The following is a 20,352-nucleotide window of genomic DNA, read 5'->3' as shown; positions in this document are numbered from 1 at the left end:
AGACGGCCCCGGACGCCCCGTCAGCCGGTGGGTGCCCCGGCACCCGGCTCCAGGGCGTCCAGCGCCCGCCGCAGGCCGGTGAGTTTGCGCTCCAGATGCGCGGCGGTCGCCACCGCCGCGGCGTCCGCGGATTCGTCGAGCTGTTTGGAGAGCGCCTCGGCCTGCTCCTCGACGGCGGCCAGCCGCGCGGAGAGTTCGGCGAGCAGCCCGGCGGACTCCTTGGTCTCGCCGACGCTCTGCCGGCCGCCGTCCAGCTGAAGTCGCAGCAGCGCCGCCTGCTCGCGCAGTTGGCAGTTCTTCATGTACAGGTCGACGAAGACCGAGACCTTGGCGCGCAGCACCCACGGGTCGAACGGCTTGGAGATGTAGTCGACCGCGCCGGCCGCGTAGCCGCGGAAGGTGTGGTGCGGGCCGTGGTTGATCGCGGTGAGGAAGATGATCGGGATGTCGCGGGTGCGCTCCCGCCGCTTGATGTGCGCGGCGGTCTCGAAACCGTCCATCCCCGGCATCTGCACATCGAGCAGGATCACCGCGAAGTCGTCGGTGAGCAGTGCTTTGAGCGCTTCCTCCCCGGACGATGCCCGCACCAGTGTCTGATCGAGCGCGGAGAGGATCGCCTCCAGCGCCAGCAGATTCTCCGGCCGGTCATCGACCAGGAGGATCTTGGCCTTCTGCACCATGGCCCGTCCTCCTCGCCCCGGCATCGAACCGGACGCCGCCCCAGGGGACGGCTCCGTCACGCCGCCCGTCCTTGTGCCGGTCATGGTAGCTGCACCCCGCCTGTCGCCACACCCTGTCACCGCGATGTCACTGTGCACGTAGCGGAAACGCAGCGAGAGACGAGAAGGTTCCCCGAATCCCGCGGTTCCACACGTCCACGGCCACACTCAGTCAGCACGCGGTGATCCTCTTCCGGATCCCCATACTGGACGCCCACCGGACGCCCCGTCACCTCTGTCGCATCCAGTGCTCCATGACCGACAGCAGATGATCGGTGTCCACCGGCTTGGTCACGTAGTCCGACGCCCCGGAGTCGATGCTCTTCTCCCGGTCGCCCTTCATCGCCTTCGCGGTCAGCGCGATGATGGGCAGCCCGGCGAACTGCGGCATCCGCCGGATCGCGGCCGTGGTCGCGTAACCGTCCATCTCCGGCATCATGATGTCCATCAGGACCAGCACGATATCGTCGTGCTGCTCCAGCACCTCGATGCCCTCCCGGCCGTTCTCCGCGTACAGCACCGAAAGGCCGTGCTGCTCCAGGACGCTGGTGAGCGCGAAGACGTTGCGGATGTCGTCGTCGACGATCAGCACCTTCTCGCCGTGGAAGCCGCCCTCGAAGCCCGGGTCGACGAGATCCTGCCCGTTGCCGAGCCAGGACTCGTCCGGCTGGTGGCCGGCCGCGGCCGGCGGCTGCGGCGCACCGGCCGCCACGGAGGGCGACTGGCCGGGCAGCGCGAGCCGCCGCGCCGCGCCCGAAACCGCCCGCCGCCGGCGCCGGTTGAGGCTGCCGCCGGCCCCCGTCTCGCGCGCCGCCTCCTCGCCCTCGACGTGCCCGGTCTCGACCTCGCGCGCCTCCGCGTCCATCGCCAACCCGCCGGCGACCAGCTGCGGATAGCCCTGCGGCGGCAGCCCGCCCGGGTTGTGCGGCAGGTACAGCGTGAACGTCGAACCGCGGTTGGGCTCGCTCTGGACGTGGATCTCGCCACCCAGCAGCCGGGCGATCTCCCGGCTGATGGACAGACCCAGGCCCGTACCGCCGTACTTGCGGCTGGTGGTCCCGTCGGCCTGCTTGAACGCCTCGAAGATGACCCGCATCTTGCTCGGCGCGATGCCGATACCGGTGTCGGTCACCGAGAAGGCGATCATGTCGGCGTCCGGGTCGCGCAGCGAGCCGTGCTCCAGCAACTGCTCGCGGATGGCCACCGGGACGTCCTCCCCGGCCGGCCGGATCACCAGCTCGACGGCACCGCTGTCGGTGAACTTCACCGCGTTGGACAGGAGGTTGCGCAGCACCTGGAGGAGCCGCTGCTCGTCGGTGTGGAGCGTCGCGGGCAGCTCCGGGGAGACCCGTACGGAGAAGTCGAGCCCCTTCTCGGCCGTCAGTGGCCGGAACGTCGCCTCGACGTAGTCGACGAGCTGGACCAGCGCGATCCGGGTCGGGCTGACGTCCATCTTGCCGGCCTCCACCTTGGACAGGTCGAGGATGTCGTTGATCAGCTGGAGCAGGTCGGAACCGGCGCCGTGGATGGTCTCGGAGAACTCCACCTGCTTCGGAGAGAGGTTCCCCTCGGCGTTGTCGGCCAGCAGCTTGGCGAGGATCAGCAGCGAGTTCAGCGGCGTGCGCAGCTCGTGCGACATGTTCGCCAGGAACTCCGACTTGTAGCGCATCGAGACCGCGAGCTGCTCGGCGCGCTCCTCCAGGACCTGCCGGGCCTCCTCGATCTCGGTGTTCTTCACCTCGATGTCGCGGTTCTGCGCCCGCAGCTGCTCGGCCTTCTCCTCCAGTTCGGAGTTGGACAGCTCCAGCGCCTTCTGCCGGCTCTCCAACTCCGCGGAGCGCTCCCGCAGTTGCTCGGTCAGTTCCTGCGACTGCCCCAGCAGCACCTCGGTCTTGGTGTTGACCGAGATGGTGTTGACGCTCGTCGCGATCATCTCGGCGATCTGGCTGAGGAAGTCCTTCTGGATCTGGGTGAACGGCTGGAAGGACGCCAGCTCGATGACGCCGAGGACCTTGTCCTCGAAGAGCACCGGCAGCACGATGATGTTGGCCGGCGGCGCCTCCCCCAGCCCCGAGGCGATCTTGAGGTAGCCGGAGGGCACGTTCTCCACCAGGATCGTGCGGCCCTCCTCGGCCGCCGTCCCGATCAGCGTCTCCCCGGGCCGGAACGTCGTCGGCATCTCCCCCATGGAGTAGCCGTACGAACCCATCAGCCGCAGCTCGTACCCGCCGTCGCCGTCGGTGCCGATCTCCTGCACGTCGGGCCGCGCGGCGAGGAAGAACGCCCCGTGCTGCGCGGAGACCGCGGGCGAGAGCTCGCTCATGATGAGCGTGGCGACGTCCTTGAGGTCGCGCCGGCCCTGCATCAGACCGGAGATCCGGGCGAGGTTGCCCTTCAGCCAGTCCTGCTCCTCGTTGGCGAGGGTGGTCTCCCGGAGCGTGGAGATCATGGTGTTGATGTTGTCCTGGAGCTCCAGGATCTCGCCGGCCGCGTCCACGTCGATGCGGACGTTGTGGTCGCCGAGGGTCACCGCGGCGGCGACCGCGGCGATGGCCCGCACCTGCCGGGTGAGGTTCCCGGCCATCTCGTTCACCGACTCCGTCAGGTCCTTCCAGGTGCCGGCCACGCCGCGCACCTGCGCCTGACCGCCCAGCTGACCCTCCGTACCCACCTCGCGGGCCACCCTGGTGACCTGCTCGGCGAACGACGACAGCTGGTCGACCATCGTGTTGATGGTGGTCTTCAGCGCCAGGATCTCGCCCCGCGCATCGATGTCGATCTTCTTGGTCAGATCGCCCTTGGCGATGGCGGTGGTGACCATGGCGATGTTGCGGACCTGGCCGGTGAGGTTGTTGGCCATGGAGTTCACCGACTCGGTGAGGTCCTTCCACGTGCCGGCGACACCGGGCACGCGGGCCTGGCCGCCCAGGATGCCGTCGGTGCCCACCTCACGGGCCACCCGGGTCACCTCGTCGGCGAACGACGAGAGCGTGGTCACCATGGTGTTGACGGTGTCGGCCAGCTGCGCGACCTCGCCGCGCGCCTCGACCGTCACCTTCTTCGTCAGGTCGCCGTTGGCGACCGCCGCCGAGACCTGCGAGATGTTCCGCACCTGGATGGTCAGGTTGTTGGCCATCAGGTTGACGTTGTCGCTGAGGTCCTTCCAGATCCCGGTGACGCCCGGAACCCGTGCCTGGCCGCCGAGTTGGCCCTCCGTACCGACCTCGCGGGCCACCCGCGTCACCTGCTCCGCGAACAGCGACAGCTGGTCGACCATGGTGTTCACGGTCGTGACGAGTTCGAGGATCTCGCCCTTGGCGTCGACGGTGATCTTCTTGGAGAGGTCGCCGCGGGCCACCGCGGTCGTCACCTCGCCGATGTTGCGCACCTGCGACGTCAGGTTGTTGGCCATGAAGTTGACGGACTGGGTGAGGTCCTTCCAGGTGCCGCTGACGCCCTGGACCTCGGCCTGGCCGCCCAGGATGCCCTCGGTGCCGACCTCCCTGGCGACCCGGGTGACCTCCTCGGCGAACGAGGAGAGCTGGTCCACCATGGTGTTGAGGGTGTTCTTCAGCTCCAGGATCTCGCCGCGCGCGTCCACGTCGATCTTCTGCGACAGGTCACCGCGCGCCACCGCCGTCGCGACCTGCGCGATGTTGCGGACCTGGGCGGTGAGGTTGCCGGCCATGCCGTTCACCGAGTCGGTCAGATCGCGCCAGACACCGGCGACACCCGGCACCTGAGCCTGACCGCCCAGCCGGCCCTCCGTACCGACCTCCCTGGCGACCCGGGTCACCTGCTCGGCGAAGGCGGAGAGCTGGTCGACCATCGTGTTGATGGTGTTCTTCAACTCCAGGATCTCGCCGCGCGCGTCCACGTCGATCTTCTGCGACAGGTCGCCCCGCGCCACCGCCGTCGTCACCTGGGCGATCTGCCGCACCTGCGAGGTGAGGTTGCCCGCCATGAAGTTGACGGAGTCGGTGAGTTCCTTCCAGGTGCCGCTGACGCCGTCCACCCGCGCCTGGCCGCCCAGCCGGCCCTCGGTGCCCACGTCCCTGGCCATCCGCGTGACCTGGTCCGCGAACGACGACAGCTGGTCCACCATGGTGTTCACGGTGTTCTTCAGCTGGAGCATCTCGCCGGAGACGTCCACGGTGACCTTCTGCGAGAGGTCGCCGTTGGCCACCGCCGTCGTCACCTGGGCGATGTTGCGCACCTGCCCGGTGAGGTTGCGGAAGGCGGTGTTGACGGAGTCGGTGAGGTCCTTCCAGGTGCCGGCCGCGCCCGGTACGGCGGCCTGGCCGCCCAGTTCGCCCTCGACGCCGATCTCCCGCGCCACCCGCGTCACTTCGGCACCGAACGACGAGAGCTGGTCCACCATCGTGTTGACGGTGTTCTTCAACTCCAGCATCTCGCCGGCCACATCGACGGTGACCTTCTGCGAGAGGTCGCCGTTGGCCACCGCCGTCGTCACCTGGGCGATGTCCCGGACCTGCCCGGTGAGGTTGCGGAAGGCGTTGTTCACCGAGTCGGTGAGGTCCTTCCACGTGCCGGCGGCGCCCGGCACCTGCGCCTGGCCGCCGAGCTGGCCCTCGGCCCCGACCTCGTTGGCCACCCGGGTCACCTCGTCGGCGAAGGTGCGCAGGGTCTCGGTCATGGTGTTGATGGTCTCGGCCAGCTGCGCCACCTCGCCGCGGGCGCTGACCGTGACCTTCTGCGACAGGTCGCCGTTGGCGACCGCGGTGGTGACCTGGGCGATCCCGCGCACCTGCGCGGTGAGATTGCCCGCCATGAGGTTGACGGAGTCGGTCAGGTCCTTCCACACCCCGGCCACACCGGGGACCTGGGCCTGGCCGCCCAGCTCGCCCTCCGTGCCGACCTCGCGCGCGACCCGGGTCACCTCGGAGGCGAACGAGGACAGCTGGTCCACCATCGTGTTGACGGTGTTCTTCAGCTCCAGCATCTCGCCGGCGACATGGACGGTCACCTTGCGCGACAGATCGCCCTTGGCCACGGCCGTGGTGACGAGAGCGATGTCACGTACCTGCGCGGTCAGCCGGGACGCCATCGTATTGACGGAATCCGTGAGGTCCTTCCACGAACCCGACATTCCGCGCACCCGCGCCTGGCCGCCGAGCTTGCCCTCCGTACCGACCTCGCTGGCCACCCGGGTGACCTCGTCGGTGAAGGCGGAGAGCTGGTCCACCAGACCGTTGACGGTCCGGCCGACCTTCAGGAATTCACCCCTCAGAGGATGCTCCGAAGAGCTGTCCGAACTCCGCGACCGCAGGTCCATCCGCTGTTCCAGGTCGCCCTCGGAGACCGCGGACAGCACCCGCCCGACCTCGGAGACCGGCCGCACCAGATCGTCGACCAGGGCGTTGGACGCCTCGATGGCCGCGGCCCAGGAGCCCTCGGCCGCGCCGACCTCCAGCCGCTCCGTGAGCTTTCCCTCACGTCCGACGACCCGGCGCACCCGCGCCAGCTCGCCCGTCAGATGCAGATTGCGGTCGGCGACCTCGTTGAAGACCGCCGCGATCTCCGACATGACGCCTTCGCCGGAAACCGTCAACCGCTTGCGGAAGTTCCCGTCCCGCATGGCGACGAGCGCGGCGAGCAGCCGATTCAGGGCAGCTGTATCGACCTCAGTCGTCCCATTGCTCCGGGATCGTCCGCCTTTTGCGCGCGTGCTTGCGCCCCGCGCGACTGCGCCAGACTCCACCGTGTCCCTCCCGCAGGGTCGACTGTTCTCTCCGGGCTCTCTCTTCATGCTTGCCCAGTGTTTCACCACGGCTCAACCAGGCCATAACAGTTCGGCAGCATCGCACACCGTCCCGACGCACGATTGGGGCGAAAGACACGTGACCGGCATCCCCGGGCCCGGCGAAGGTAAGTAACCTGGCATACGGCTGTCCACCCGACCCGGCGTTTCCCTACGGGCGGTGGTGCGAGCACGACAGGTAACCGGAGGGGCACCGCGACCATGGGGGAGCAGATCACCGACACACGCATGAGGAGACCAGTGATCACCGCGCGGGCCGCCGCCACCTTCGAGCCGGTCGGGCGCTCCGTCGCCACAGCCCGCGCCTTCGTCCGCGACACGCTCCAGGGCTGGGGCTGCGCCGACATCGTCGACGACGCCGTGGTCCTCACCAGCGAACTGGTCACCAATGCCGTGGTGCACGCCGGCACCGCCGCCGACGTCCTGTGCCTGCGCTCCGACGGCGGCGTCCGGATCTCCGTCGCCGACCGCTACCCCGAGCGCGAGATCCCCCTCCAGAGCGCCGGCCAGACCATGGTCCACCCCGACCGCGAGGGCGGCCGCGGCCTGCTGCTGTGCGGCGCACTGGCCGCCCGCTGGGGCGTGGAGTACACCGCGGCCCAGAAACACGTCTGGTTCCACCTCGACCTCCCCGAGCGCCCGGCCGGCACCCGCTCCGCCGGCCCTGCCCTCCCCGTGGACGCCCTCCCCGTCACCGACACCCGGGTCCGGGTGGCGGTGATCCAGGTCGACCGCGGCGGCGGCGTCACGTTCTGGAACGAGGACGCCCAGGAGCTCTTCGGCTACGACCCGGAACAGGTCATCGGCAAACCCCTCACCGACTTCGCCGCCTGGCCGCACACCCCCGGCACCGGCACCGGCATCGCCGAGGCGCTCCAGCTCTCCCGCTGGGAGGGCTCCTACGGCATAAGGGACGCCGACGGCCGCGTCGTCCCCGTCTACGCCTCCCACCTGCGGGTCCGCGACGCCGACGGCGAGGCGTCCACCGTCTGCCTGCTCGTCCGCGACCACGAGCGCGCCGTCCTCCAGAGCCCCCAGCGCCCGCCCGCCACCGAGTCCACCCCCACGCACGAGGGACGCCCCGCCGACCCCTTCGAGGTCTTCATCGGCTCCCCCGCCCCCGACGACCTCGACGGCCTCCTCCAGCGCACCGTCGAACGCGCCCGCGACATGCTCGACGGCGACGCCGCCTACCTCCTCCTGGCCACCGACGACGAGACCGAGCTGGAGGTCCGCGCCTCGACCGGACTGCCCTCCGCCCGCCAGCGGTTCGCCCGCGTCCCCGTCGAGGCCGGCTCCGGACGCTACGGCTCCGCCCGGATGCCCGCCGTCCACGAGGACCTCACCGCCGTCCCCGGCGCCGTCCCGCTGCTGGCCGGCACGGGCATGCGCTCGGTCGTCACCGTCCCGCTCAAGGTCGAGGGCCGGCTCACCGGCTCGCTGGGCGTCGCCGCCGAGGGCCCCGCCCGCTACACCAACGAAGAGGCCCTGCGCCTCCAGTTCGCCGCCGACCGCATCGCCCTCGCCGTCGAACGGGCCCGCCTCACCGAGCTGGAGAAGCTCCGCCGCGGCTCCCTCTCCTTCCTCGTCGAGGCGTCCGACCTCCTGGCCGGCACCCTCGACCGCGACCAGACCCTGGCCCTGATGGCCCAGATGACGGTCCCCACCCTCGCCACCTGGTGCGCCGTCTACACCGTCGCCGACCAGGCGTCCGAACCCGAACTCTCCTACGTCCTCCACGAGGACGAGGACCGCATCGACGGCCTCAAGACCCTTCTGCAGAGGGTCGATCCGCCCGAACCGGTCCCCACCCCCGGCGCCCGCGTCTGGACCGCCCCCGCCGACGCCGCCCACGACGCCGCGCTGCGTACCTCCCTGCGCAGCCTGGGCCTGGAGGAGTCCGCCCGCCCGTCCAAGGGGCCCGGCGCCACCCTCGCCACCGCCGCCGCGGTGGGCGGCGAGACCGTCGTCCTCCCCCTGGTCGCCCGCAACCGCGTCATCGGCATGCTCACCCTCGGCAAGCCCACCGAGGAGCACTTCCGCCAGGAGATCCTCGAACTCGCCGAGGACCTCTCCCGACGCGCCGCCCTGGCCCTGGACAACGCCCGCCTCTACAGCGAGCGCACCGCCATCAGCCAGTCGCTCCAGCGCAGCCTGCTGCCCCCGGAACTCCCCGACATCCCCGGCGTCGAGGCCGAGGTCATCTACCGCGCGGCCGGCGAGGGCAACGAGGTCGGCGGCGACTTCTACGACCTCTTCCCGATCCGCGACGGCGCCTACGGCTTCGCCATCGGCGACGTCTGCGGCACCGGCCCCGAGGCCGCCGCCGTCACGGGCCTGGCCCGCCACGCCCTCCGCCTGCTCGCCCGCGAGGGCTTCGGCGGCCCCGCCGTCCTGGAGCGGCTCAACGCCGCCATCCTCGACGAGGGCGCCCGCAGCCGCTTCCTGACGCTCCTTTACGGCGAGCTGTGGCCGCAGGACGACGGCAGCGCCCTGCTGAAGGTGGTCTGCGCCGGGCACCCGCTCCCGCTCCGCCTCCGCCAGGACGGCTCGGTGGAGCCGGCCGCCGAACCCCAGCCCCTGCTCGGCGTCATGGACGACCTCGAACTCTACGAACAGACCGTCACCCTCGACCCGGGCGACGTCCTGCTGTGCGTCACCGACGGCGTCACCGAACGCCGCGAGGGCACCCGCATGCTCGGCGACGACGGCCTCACCGACGTCCTGACGACGTGTACGGGCCTGACCGCCGGCGCCGTCGCCGCCCGCGTCCTGCGCGCCGTGGAACGCTTCGCCGCCGAACCAGCCTCCGACGACATGGCCATCCTGGCCCTCCGTGTCCCCGAAATCCCCGCCGCCTAGCACCTCATGGCCGGGCGGCGGGGCCACCCGCCTTCTCCCGTAACCCGCAAACGAAAAAGTCCCCCACCAACCGGTGGGGGACTTTCCCTTATCTGAGCCCCAATACGGAATCGAACCGTAGACCTTCTCCTTACCATGGAGACGCTCTGCCGACTGAGCTATTGGGGCCGGCAACGAGATAAATACTACCCCACTCCCGCACCGATTCCGAACCGGACCGCACCCGTCTAGAAAGCCGGCTGGAGCAATCCCCCCAGCGCATTGCAGGCCCCCGCCATCCGCTGCACCTCGCGCCGTGTCATCCCGGCCTCGATCGGCAGCGCCAACGTCTCGTCGACCGCCCGCTCGGTCTCCGGCAGAAAGACGTCCCGCCGCAGCCCCGGCATCCGGTACACCGGCGTCTGCACCGGCACCCGGCACCCAACTCCCTTGGCCCGCAACGCCCGTGCGAAGGCGTCCCGGTCCGGCCGCCCGTTTCCCGGCACCCGCACCACGTACCGCTCGTAGGCGTGCCCGGCCACGGGCACCGGCGTCCGCACGCCACGCAACCGCCCGTCCAGATACCGGGCATGCTCCCCCCGCAGCTCCGCCTCCGCCGGCCGCACCCCCGGCTCGTCCTCGACCAGCACCAACAACCCGTACCGCTGGCCCACTTCGCGGATCCACGCCACCTCCGCCGGCCGTCCGAACCGGTGCACGGCCACCACCGCGGTGGTCCGGCCGGTCACCGCGTCCGCCACCGCCGCCGGGTCCAGGCAGTAACTGTCGGCATCCACATCGGCGAACACCGGCACCGCACCCAACTCCACCACGGCACAGGCGACTTCGGCGTTGCCGTAGGCCGGCACCACCACCTCGTCACCAGCACGAACACCGGCCGACCTGAGCGTTCCCACTGTCCCCATGCCGCGGAGCATGTCCAGGTCAGTTGAACGACACGTTACGCCCGACACCTCATCCTTCAAACAAAAAAGCTCCGGTCCCTGAACCAGAAGGTTCAGGGACCGGAGCTGAATAATTGTTCGGCGGCGTCCTACTCTCCCACAGGGTCCCCCCTGCAGTACCATCGGCGCTGAAAGGCTTAGCTTCCGGGTTCGGAATGTAACCGGGCGTTTCCCTAACGCTAAAACCACCGAAACACTATGAAACTCAAAAACAACCGTTGGTCTGTTCGTGGCTTCAGAACCAACACAGTGGACGCGAGCAACTGAGGACAAGCCCTCGGCCTATTAGTACCAGTCAACTCCACACCTTACGATGCTTCCATATCTGGCCTATCAACCCAGTCGTCTACTGGGAGCCTTACCCCATCAAGTGGGAGGGAGCCCTCATCTCGAAGCAGGCTTCCCGCTTAGATGCTTTCAGCGGTTATCCTTTCCGAACGTAGCCAACCAGCCATGCCCTTGGCAGAACAACTGGCACACCAGAGGTCCGTCCGTCCCGGTCCTCTCGTACTAGGGACAGCCCTTCTCAAGACTCCTACGCGCACAGCGGATAGGGACCGAACTGTCTCACGACGTTCTAAACCCAGCTCGCGTACCGCTTTAATGGGCGAACAGCCCAACCCTTGGGACCGACTCCAGCCCCAGGATGCGACGAGCCGACATCGAGGTGCCAAACCATCCCGTCGATATGGACTCTTGGGGAAGATCAGCCTGTTATCCCCGGGGTACCTTTTATCCGTTGAGCGACGGCGCTTCCACAAGCCACCGCCGGATCACTAGTCCCTACTTTCGTACCTGCTCGACCCGTCAGTCTCACAGTCAAGCTCCCTTGTGCACTTACACTCAACACCTGATTACCAACCAGGCTGAGGGAACCTTTGGGCGCCTCCGTTACCCTTTAGGAGGCAACCGCCCCAGTTAAACTACCCACCAGACACTGTCCCTGATCCGGATCACGGACCCAGGTTAGACATCCAGCACGACCAGAGTGGTATTTCAACAACGACTCCACACCAACTGGCGTTGGCGCTTCACAGTCTCCCACCTATCCTACACAAGCCGAACCGAACACCAATATCAAGCTATAGTAAAGGTCCCGGGGTCTTTCCGTCCTGCTGCGCGAAACGAGCATCTTTACTCGTAATGCAATTTCACCGGGCCTATGGTTGAGACAGTCGAGAAGTCGTTACGCCATTCGTGCAGGTCGGAACTTACCCGACAAGGAATTTCGCTACCTTAGGATGGTTATAGTTACCACCGCCGTTTACTGGCGCTTAAGTTCTCAGCTTCGCCAACCCGAAGATTGACTAACCGGTCCCCTTAACGTTCCAGCACCGGGCAGGCGTCAGTCCGTATACATCGCCTTACGGCTTCGCACGGACCTGTGTTTTTAGTAAACAGTCGCTTCTCGCTGGTCTCTGCGGCCACCCCCAGCTCAGGAAGCAAGTTCCCTCACCAGAAATGGCCCCCCTTCTCCCGAAGTTACGGGGGCATTTTGCCGAGTTCCTTAACCATAGTTCACCCGAACGCCTCGGTATTCTCTACCTGACCACCTGAGTCGGTTTAGGGTACGGGCCGCCTTGAAACTCACTAGAGGCTTTTCTCGACAGCATAGGATCATCCACTTCACCACAATCGGCTCGGCATCAGGTCTCAGCCTTAACGTGCGACGGATTTGCCTATCACACGGCCTACACCCTTACCCCGGGACAACCACCGCCCGGGCTGGACTACCTTCCTGCGTCACCCCATCGCTTACCTACTACAAGTCTGGTCCGTCGGCTCCACCACTCCCCTCAACTCCGAAGAGATCAGGGCGGCTTCACGGACTTAGCATCGCCTGATTCAGTACTGGGCGCTTCAAAGCGGGTACCGGAATATCAACCGGTTGTCCATCGACTACGCCTGTCGGCCTCGCCTTAGGTCCCGACTTACCCTGGGCAGATCAGCTTGACCCAGGAACCCTTAGTCAATCGGCGCAAGAGTTTCCCACTCTTGTATCGCTACTCATGCCTGCATTCTCACTCGTGAACCGTCCACAACTCGCTTCCACGGCTGCTTCACCCGGCACACGACGCTCCCCTACCCATCACAACAGGCGTTAGCCCTCATGCTGCAATGACACGACTTCGGCGGTGTACTTGAGCCCCGCTACATTGTCGGCGCGGAATCACTTGACCAGTGAGCTATTACGCACTCTTTCAAGGGTGGCTGCTTCTAAGCCAACCTCCTGGTTGTCTCTGCGACTCCACATCCTTTCCCACTTAGCACACGCTTAGGGGCCTTAGTCGATGCTCTGGGCTGTTTCCCTCTCGACCATGGAGCTTATCCCCCACAGTCTCACTGCCGCGCTCTCACTTACCGGCATTCGGAGTTTGGCTAAGGTCAGTAACCCGGTAGGGCCCATCGCCTATCCAGTGCTCTACCTCCGGCAAGAAACACACGACGCTGCACCTAAATGCATTTCGGGGAGAACCAGCTATCACGGAGTTTGATTGGCCTTTCACCCCTAACCACAGGTCATCCCCCAGGTTTTCAACCCTGGTGGGTTCGGTCCTCCACGAAGTCTTACCTCCGCTTCAACCTGCCCATGGCTAGATCACTCCGCTTCGGGTCTAGAGCGTGCAACTCAAACGCCCTCTTCGGACTCGCTTTCGCTACGGCTTCCCCACACGGGTTAACCTCGCTACACACCGCTAACTCGCAGGCTCATTCTTCAAAAGGCACGCAGTCACGACTGATGAGAAAACTCACCAGCGACGCTCCCACGGCTTGTAGGCACACGGTTTCAGGTACTATTTCACTCCGCTCCCGCGGTACTTTTCACCATTCCCTCACGGTACTATCCGCTATCGGTCACCAGGGAATATTTAGGCTTAACGGGTGGTCCCGCCAGATTCACACGGGATTTCTCGGGCCCCGTGCTACTTGGGTGTCTCTCAAACGAGCCGCTGATGTTTCAGCTACGGGGGTCTTACCCTCTGCGCCGGACCTTTCGCATGTCCTTCGCCTACATCAACGGTTTCTGACTCGTCCCACAGCCGGCAGACTGCAGAAAAGAGATCCCACAACCCCGCACTGGCAACCCCTGCCGGGTATCACACCAATACGGTTTGGCCTCATCCAGTTTCGCTCGCCACTACTCCCGGAATCACGGTTGTTTTCTCTTCCTGCGGGTACTGAGATGTTTCACTTCCCCGCGTTCCCTCCACACTGCCTATGTGTTCAGCAGCGGGTGACAGCCCATGACGACTGCCGGGTTTCCCCATTCGGACACCCCCGGATCAAAGCTCGGTTGACAGCTCCCCGGGGCCTATCGCGGCCTCCCACGTCCTTCATCGGTTCCTGGTGCCAAGGCATCCACCGTGCGCCCTTAAAAACTTGGCCACAGATGCTCGCGTCCACTGTGCAGTTCTCAAGCAACGACCAGCCACCCACCACCCCAACCCGAAGGCTGAGTTCACTGGGGCCGGCGTTCGAAGGGCAAGCAACGCTCGCACCCTCAGACACCCAACAGCGCGCCCGACCAACCCAAACCACAGTCCCGTGTTCCACGCCGAAGCAGTACTAACGAGCCATGACCTGAACAGGCCGAATAGTCAACGTTCCACCCATGAGCTAACCACCGTCGAACATTCGCCGACGTAGTGGCTCTGGACAATCTTGCGACTGCCTAGATGCTCCTTAGAAAGGAGGTGATCCAGCCGCACCTTCCGGTACGGCTACCTTGTTACGACTTCGTCCCAATCGCCAGTCCCACCTTCGACGATTCCCTCCCACAAGGGGTTGGGCCACCGGCTTCGGGTGTTACCGACTTTCGTGACGTGACGGGCGGTGTGTACAAGGCCCGGGAACGTATTCACCGCAGCAATGCTGATCTGCGATTACTAGCAACTCCGACTTCATGGGGTCGAGTTGCAGACCCCAATCCGAACTGAGACCGGCTTTTTGAGATTCGCTCCACCTCACGGTATCGCAGCTCATTGTACCGGCCATTGTAGCACGTGTGCAGCCCAAGACATAAGGGGCATGATGACTTGACGTCGTCCCCACCTTCCTCCGAGTTGACCCCGGCAGTCTCCTGTGAGTCCCCATCACCCCGAAAGGCATGCTGGCAACACAGAACAAGGGTTGCGCTCGTTGCGGGACTTAACCCAACATCTCACGACACGAGCTGACGACAGCCATGCACCACCTGTACACCGACCACAAGGGGGACCCTGTCTCCAGAGTTTTCCGGTGTATGTCAAGCCTTGGTAAGGTTCTTCGCGTTGCGTCGAATTAAGCCACATGCTCCGCTGCTTGTGCGGGCCCCCGTCAATTCCTTTGAGTTTTAGCCTTGCGGCCGTACTCCCCAGGCGGGGAACTTAATGCGTTAGCTGCGGCACGGACGACGTGGAATGTCGCCCACACCTAGTTCCCAACGTTTACGGCGTGGACTACCAGGGTATCTAATCCTGTTCGCTCCCCACGCTTTCGCTCCTCAGCGTCAGTATCGGCCCAGAGATCCGCCTTCGCCACCGGTGTTCCTCCTGATATCTGCGCATTTCACCGCTACACCAGGAATTCCGATCTCCCCTACCGAACTCTAGCCTGCCCGTATCGAATGCAGACCCGGAGTTAAGCCCCGGGCTTTCACATCCGACGCGACAAGCCGCCTACGAGCTCTTTACGCCCAATAATTCCGGACAACGCTCGCGCCCTACGTATTACCGCGGCTGCTGGCACGTAGTTAGCCGGCGCTTCTTCTGCAGGTACCGTCACTCTCGCTTCTTCCCTGCTGAAAGAGGTTTACAACCCGAAGGCCGTCATCCCTCACGCGGCGTCGCTGCATCAGGCTTTCGCCCATTGTGCAATATTCCCCACTGCTGCCTCCCGTAGGAGTCTGGGCCGTGTCTCAGTCCCAGTGTGGCCGGTCGCCCTCTCAGGCCGGCTACCCGTCGTCGCCTTGGTGAGCCATTACCTCACCAACAAGCTGATAGGCCGCGGGCTCATCCTTCACCGCCGGAGCTTTCCACACACAGAAGATGCCTCCGTGTGTCATATCCGGTATTAGACCCCGTTTCCAGGGCTTGTCCCAGAGTGAAGGGCAGATTGCCCACGTGTTACTCACCCGTTCGCCACTAATCCCCGACCGAAGCCGGTTCATCGTTCGACTTGCATGTGTTAAGCACGCCGCCAGCGTTCGTCCTGAGCCAGGATCAAACTCTCCGTGAATGCTTCCCCGTAATCGGGGCGAACACCACGAGAGCGGAACCACAAGGAGGAATAATCCCCGCGGTTCACAGCGTCCTCGCTGTGCGCCTCCCAAAGCTTTGGAAGGACTTTCAAAGGAACCTCGCCCCAACATGACGTTGGAGACGGGGTATCAACATATCTGGCGTTGACTTTTGGCACGCTGTTGAGTTCTCAAGGAACGGACGCTTCCTTCGGCCTGCCCTCGCGGGCTTCCTCCGGGCGCTTCCCTTCGGTCTTGCGTCTCCGACTCTATCAGACCCTTTCGGCCCTGATTTCCGCCGGTGCGATCCGGCCTTTCGGCTTTCTCGCGGTTCCGACCTTACCAGATCCTTTTTCGTTTCCGGCCGCTTCTCGATGAGCAGCTACCGGCTTCGAATTCGGTTCCGATTTTCGGTCGGAGGGGTTCGCCTTTCGGCTGTTCCGACTTTATCAGATTGCTCTGGGTCGGAATTCCGCGGTCTGCGGGGAGTGGTCCGTACGCGCAGCGTGCGGTGCTTCCCGTTCCGGCGGAGCCGTAAACGTACTGGAGCGGGGCGCCCCGATGCAAATCCGGGTGCCCCGCTCCTACTTGAGGACCTTCCTACCGAGGGTCCGTCAGACCTCGACGACCACGGGGAGGATCATCGGACGACGGCGGTAGTTGTCGGAGACCCACTTGCCGACCGCGCGGCGGATCAGCTGCTGGAGCTGGTGGGGCTCGGCGACGCCGTCCTGGGCCGCCTTGGCCAGGGCTTCGTCGATCTTGGGGACGACGGCGTCGAAGTCCTTGTCGTCGATGCCCGAGCCACGGGCGTGGAGGTTGGGGCCGCCGACGGTCTTGCCGGTGCTGCTGTCCACGACCACGAAGACCGAGATGATGCCCTCGTCGCCGAGGATGCGGCGGTCCTTGAGGTGGGTCTCGGTGACGTCGCCGACCGAGAGGCCGTCGACGTAGACGTAGCCGGCCTGGACCTTGCCGCTGATCTTGGCGATGCCGTCGACGAGGTCGACGACCACGCCGTCCTCGGCGATGACGATGCGGTCCTTGGGGACGCCCGTCAGCGCGCCGAGCTCGGCGTTGGCGCGCAGGTGGCGCCATTCGCCGTGGACCGGCATGAGGTTCCTCGGCTTGCAGATGTTGTAGAAGTACAGCAGCTCGCCGGCCGAGGCGTGGCCCGAGACGTGGACCTTGGCGTTGCCCTTGTGAACCACGTTGGCGCCCCAGCGGCTGAGGCCGTTGATCACGCGGTAGACCGCGTTCTCGTTGCCGGGGATGAGCGACGAGGCCAGGATCACCGTGTCGCCCTGGACGATGCGGATCTGGTGGTCGCGGTTGGCCATCCGGGAGAGCGCGGCCATCGGCTCGCCCTGGGAGCCCGTGCAGACCAGCACGACCTCGTCGTCCGGGAGGTCGTCGAGGGTCTTGACGTCGACGACCAGGCCCGCGGGGACGTTCAGATAGCCCAGTTCACGGGCGATGCCCATGTTGCGGACCATCGAGCGGCCGACGAAGGCGACCCGGCGGCCGTACTCGTGGGCCGCGTCCAGGATCTGCTGGATGCGGTGGACGTGGCTGGCGAAGCTGGCCACGATGATCCGCTTGTCGGCGCTCGCGAAGACCTGGCGCAGCACGTTGGAGATGTCGCGCTCCGGCGGGACGAAGCCCGGGACCTCGGCGTTCGTGGAGTCGGTGAGGAGGAGGTCGATGCCCTCCTCGCCGAGCTTGGCGAAGGCCGGGAGGTCGGTCAGCCGGCGGTCCAGCGGGAGCTGGTCCATCTTGAAGTCGCCGGTGTGGACGGCCATGCCCGCGGGGGTGCGGATGGCGACCGCGAGGGCGTCGGGGATGGAGTGGTTGACGGCGATGAACTGGCACTCGAAGGGGCCCAGGCGCTCGCGGTCACCCTCGGCGACCTCCAGCGTGTACGGGCGGATCCGGTGCTCCTGGAGCTTGGCCTCGATGAGGGCCAGGGTCAGCTTGGAGCCGATCAGCGGGATGTCCGGCTTCTCCCGGAGGAGGTAGGGGACGCCACCGATGTGGTCCTCGTGACCGTGCGTGAGCACGATGCCGTCGATGTCGTCGAGGCGGTCCCTGATGGACGTGAAGTCCGGCAGGATCAGGTCGATTCCGGGCTGCTCCTCCTCGGGGAAGAGCACTCCGCAATCGACGATCAGCAGCCGGCCGCCGTATTCGAAGACCGTCATGTTGCGGCCGATCTCGCCCAGGCCGCCGAGCGGGGTGACGCGCAGGCCACCCTCGGGAAGCTTCGGCGGGGCGCCGAGCTCGGGGTGCGGATGACTCAAAAGACTCTCCTCACCATGCGCGCCACGCTGCCTTCGAGGCACGTGGCGCGCATGACATTCGTGCACTTGCTATGGGGCGGTTGTTGTTCCGTATGCAGTTATGAAGTCTGTGTTCTAGAGCTGTACCCCGCCGGCGGCGAGATCGCGCTTGAGCTGCTCGGTCTCGTCGGGCGAGAGCTCCACCAGGGGCAGCCGCAGCGGGCCGGCCGGCAGGCCCTGGAGGCCGAGGGCGGCCTTGGTGGTGATCACGCCCTGGGTGCGGAACATGCCGGTGAAGACGGGCAGCAGCTTCTGGTGGATCTCCGCGGCCTTGGTGACGTCGCCGGTGAGGTGGGCGTCGAGGAGCGCGCGCAGCTCCGGGGTGACGACGTGGCCCACGACGGAGACGAAGCCGACCGCGCCGACCGAGAGCAGCGGGAGGTTCAGCATGTCGTCGCCGCTGTACCAGGCGAGGCCGGAGCGGGCGATGGCCCAGCTCGCGCGGCCGAGGTCGCCCTTGGCGTCCTTGTTGGCGACGATCCGAGGGTGCTCGGCGAGCCGGACCATGGTCTCGGTGTTGATCGGGACGCCGCTGCGGCCGGGGATGTCGTAGAGCATCACGGGCAGCTCGGTGGCGTCCGCGATGGCGGTGAAGTGCCGCAGCAGGCCCTCTTGCGGGGGCTTGCTGTAGTACGGCGTCACCGCGAGCAGGCCGTGGGCGCCGGCGTCCTGCGCGGCACGGGCCAGCTCAAGGCTGTGTCGGGTGTCGTTGGTGCCGGCTCCGGCGACGACGAAGGCACGGTCGCCGACGGCTTCGACCACGGCGCGGACCAGCTGGGCTTTCTCGGCATCACTGGTGGTCGGGGACTCTCCGGTGGTGCCGTTGACGACGAGGCCGTCGTTGCCGGCGTCCACCAGGTGTGCGGCGAGCCGCTGCGCGCCGTCGAGGTCGAGAGCGCCATCCGCCGTGAACGGCGTGACCATGGCGGTCAGCACCCGCCCGAAGGGGGTCTGCGGTGTGGAAGTCGGAGCCATGGGTCCCACGCTACTCGTAGGGCGCAACAGGGTGTGCCTCTGGGGAGCAGGGATGTGGACTCCGGCACTGCCTGCTCGGGGGTTCAAGCAGTGCCGGGTCCGTTTGTTCAGCGTAGATGAACTACTCAAAGTGCCGCAATCCGGACACTTCGGACGGGTATCGCGACGGCCGGGCCGGCGCACCCCGCGGAGTGCGCCGTGCCGTGCGCAGCCGGGGCGCTACGGAGCGATACGACCGTTCGCATTGAATGCGGCGTAGGTGAGGGGCATGAGCTTGGCCCAGTGCGCCTCCATCTGCTCGCCGACCATCTCGATCTCGCGCTGCGGGAAGGAGGGGACCTTCGCCTGCTCGTGCTGCGTGCGCAGGCCGAGGAAGTGCATCAGGGAGCGGGCGTTGCAGGTGGCGTACATCGAGGAGTAGAGGCCGACGGGGAGCACCGCGCGGGCGACCTCGCGGGCCACGCCGGCGGCGAGCATCTCCTGATAGGCGGCGTACGCCCGGCGGTAGGTGTCCTCCATGACGCGGCCGGTGAGTTCGTGCTGCGCGGGGGTGCCCTCGACGAACTCGTACTTGCCGGGGCGGCCCTGCTGGACGAGCTTGCGGGACTCGCCGGGGACGTAGAAGACCGATTCGAGCTGGCGGTAGCGGCCGGACTCCTCGTTGTACGACCAGCCGACGCGGTGCCGCATGAACTCGCGGAAGACGAAGATCGGGGCGCTGATGAAGAACGTCATGGAGTTGTGCTCGAAGGGGCTGCCGTGGCGGTCCCGCATCAGGTAGTTGATCAGGCCCTTGGAGCGCTCCGGGTCCTTCTGCAGCTCCTCCAGGGACTGCTCGCCGGCCGTCGAGACCCGGGCCGCCCACAGCACGTCGCTGTCCGCTGCGCTGTGCTTGACCAGCTCGACCGTCACCTCGCTGCGGAAGCTGACGGGTGCGCTCTCGGCGCTGTCGGGGGTGTGGGACACCGGCGGTTCCTTCCGTTCGATCCTCGTGCGCGTCAAGCCTACGGCCCGCCACTGACAGCCCCGGGAAGGGCGACTGATACGGCGTTAGCAACAGAACTGCGACAAAGCGGACGAAAGTCGGCCCCGCTCGCGGGTCGGCGAACCGCGGTTGATATTTTTCACAGAAGTAACGGAAAACGGGCACCAAACGGACGCTCCAGTCGTCTTTGTCTGTGACAGTGCCCACTTCGAGGTTCCTAGGAGAGCCCCTCATGTTCCGCCGGCGAGAGCCCGTCCCGTTCGCCTTCGTTGCCGAGGCAGACCGGTTCCGCAGCAATGTCACTCCCCCGCCGCGCCAGCGTGCCTCGCGTGCGCAGCTCTTCGGCCAGTCCCTGATCACGCTCACCGTGGTGGGCGGCCTGACGGGCGCCCTGCTCTTCGGCATGCCGGCCCTCCAGCAGGACACCTCGGCGTCGGCCGGGGTGCACCAGTCCGAGGCCGCGCACCGCTGAGCCGGCGGCGGAGCGGGCCGCGGGTCTCCCGCCCGGGTGGTTCCGCTCCGCCGGTC

At 66.4% G+C, this 20,352-nt stretch carries 8 protein-coding genes, 1 tRNA gene and 3 rRNA genes; 2 read left to right on the top strand and 10 right to left on the bottom strand.

Features of this window, described 5'->3' with window-relative positions; genetic code table 11:
- Positions 1-20: 20 nt before the first annotated feature.
- Positions 21-680 (bottom strand): two-component system response regulator, encoded by a 660-nt coding sequence (locus K2224_RS34590; RefSeq protein ID WP_039632206.1) that lies wholly within the window; start codon positions 678-680, stop codon positions 21-23.
- Positions 681-948: 268 nt separating this feature from the next.
- The gene (locus K2224_RS34585) at positions 949-6,441 is read right to left on the bottom strand and encodes a HAMP domain-containing protein (RefSeq protein ID WP_221911079.1); all 5,493 of its coding nucleotides are present in this window, start codon (positions 6,439-6,441) and stop codon (positions 949-951) included.
- A 261-nt stretch (positions 6,442-6,702) separates the two neighbouring features.
- Here K2224_RS34585 and K2224_RS34580 point away from each other — a divergent pair, with 261 nt between their 5' ends.
- The gene (locus tag K2224_RS34580; protein ID WP_399020928.1) at positions 6,703-9,363 is read left to right on the top strand and encodes a SpoIIE family protein phosphatase; all 2,661 of its coding nucleotides are present in this window, start codon (positions 6,703-6,705) and stop codon (positions 9,361-9,363) included.
- 95 nt (positions 9,364-9,458) lie between these two features.
- Here the strand turns inward: K2224_RS34580 and K2224_RS34575 are convergent.
- The 8 genes from K2224_RS34575 to thyX form a co-directional block, all read right to left on the bottom strand.
- Positions 9,459-9,531, bottom strand: a tRNA-Thr gene (locus K2224_RS34575).
- A gap of 59 nt (positions 9,532-9,590) precedes the next feature.
- Positions 9,591-10,268: a DegT/DnrJ/EryC1/StrS family aminotransferase gene (locus tag K2224_RS34570; RefSeq protein WP_221911078.1), complete on the bottom strand. Its 678-nt coding sequence runs from the start codon at positions 10,266-10,268 to the stop codon at positions 9,591-9,593.
- 115 nt (positions 10,269-10,383) lie between these two features.
- Positions 10,384-10,500: ribosomal RNA gene (rrf, locus tag K2224_RS34565) — 5S ribosomal RNA — on the bottom strand.
- A gap of 72 nt (positions 10,501-10,572) precedes the next feature.
- Positions 10,573-13,694, bottom strand: a 23S ribosomal RNA gene (locus tag K2224_RS34560).
- Between the two features lie 301 nt (positions 13,695-13,995).
- Positions 13,996-15,524, bottom strand: a 16S ribosomal RNA gene (locus K2224_RS34555).
- Together the 16S, 23S and 5S rRNA genes form the textbook arrangement of a ribosomal RNA operon.
- Before the next feature lie 615 nt (positions 15,525-16,139).
- Positions 16,140-17,825, bottom strand: coding sequence for a ribonuclease J (locus K2224_RS34550; protein WP_221911077.1), 1,686 nt, complete (start codon positions 17,823-17,825; stop codon positions 16,140-16,142).
- 114 nt (positions 17,826-17,939) lie between these two features.
- Positions 17,940-18,839: a 4-hydroxy-tetrahydrodipicolinate synthase gene (gene dapA / locus K2224_RS34545; protein WP_221911076.1), complete on the bottom strand. Its 900-nt coding sequence runs from the start codon at positions 18,837-18,839 to the stop codon at positions 17,940-17,942.
- 219 nt (positions 18,840-19,058) lie between these two features.
- On the bottom strand, positions 19,059-19,805 hold the full coding sequence (gene thyX / locus K2224_RS34540) for an FAD-dependent thymidylate synthase (RefSeq protein ID WP_221911075.1): 747 nt from the start codon (positions 19,803-19,805) through the stop codon (positions 19,059-19,061).
- Between the two features lie 251 nt (positions 19,806-20,056).
- Here thyX and K2224_RS34535 point away from each other — a divergent pair, with 251 nt between their 5' ends.
- Complete coding sequence (locus tag K2224_RS34535) at positions 20,057-20,296, top strand: hypothetical protein (RefSeq protein ID WP_221911074.1); 240 nt, start codon at positions 20,057-20,059, stop codon at positions 20,294-20,296.
- Positions 20,297-20,352: the final 56 nt, after the last annotated feature.

The sequence above is a fragment of the Streptomyces sp. BHT-5-2 genome (assembly GCF_019774615.1).
Lineage (GTDB): Bacteria > Actinomycetota > Actinomycetes > Streptomycetales > Streptomycetaceae > Streptomyces.
Note: the sequence above shows the minus strand (reverse complement) of the source record. Positions and strands in the feature narration are given on the sequence as shown.

Coding starts and splice junctions, on each gene's coding strand:
- K2224_RS34590 (WP_039632206.1), bottom strand. CDS start 680: ATGGTGCAGAAGGCCAAGATCCTCCTGGTCGATGACCGGCCGGAGAAT.
- K2224_RS34580 (WP_399020928.1), top strand. CDS start 6,703: ATGGGGGAGCAGATCACCGACACACGCATGAGGAGACCAGTGATCACC.
- K2224_RS34570 (WP_221911078.1), bottom strand. CDS start 10,268: ATGGGGACAGTGGGAACGCTCAGGTCGGCCGGTGTTCGTGCTGGTGAC.
- K2224_RS34535 (WP_221911074.1), top strand. CDS start 20,057: ATGTTCCGCCGGCGAGAGCCCGTCCCGTTCGCCTTCGTTGCCGAGGCA.
- dapA (WP_221911076.1), bottom strand. CDS start 18,839: ATGGCTCCGACTTCCACACCGCAGACCCCCTTCGGGCGGGTGCTGACC.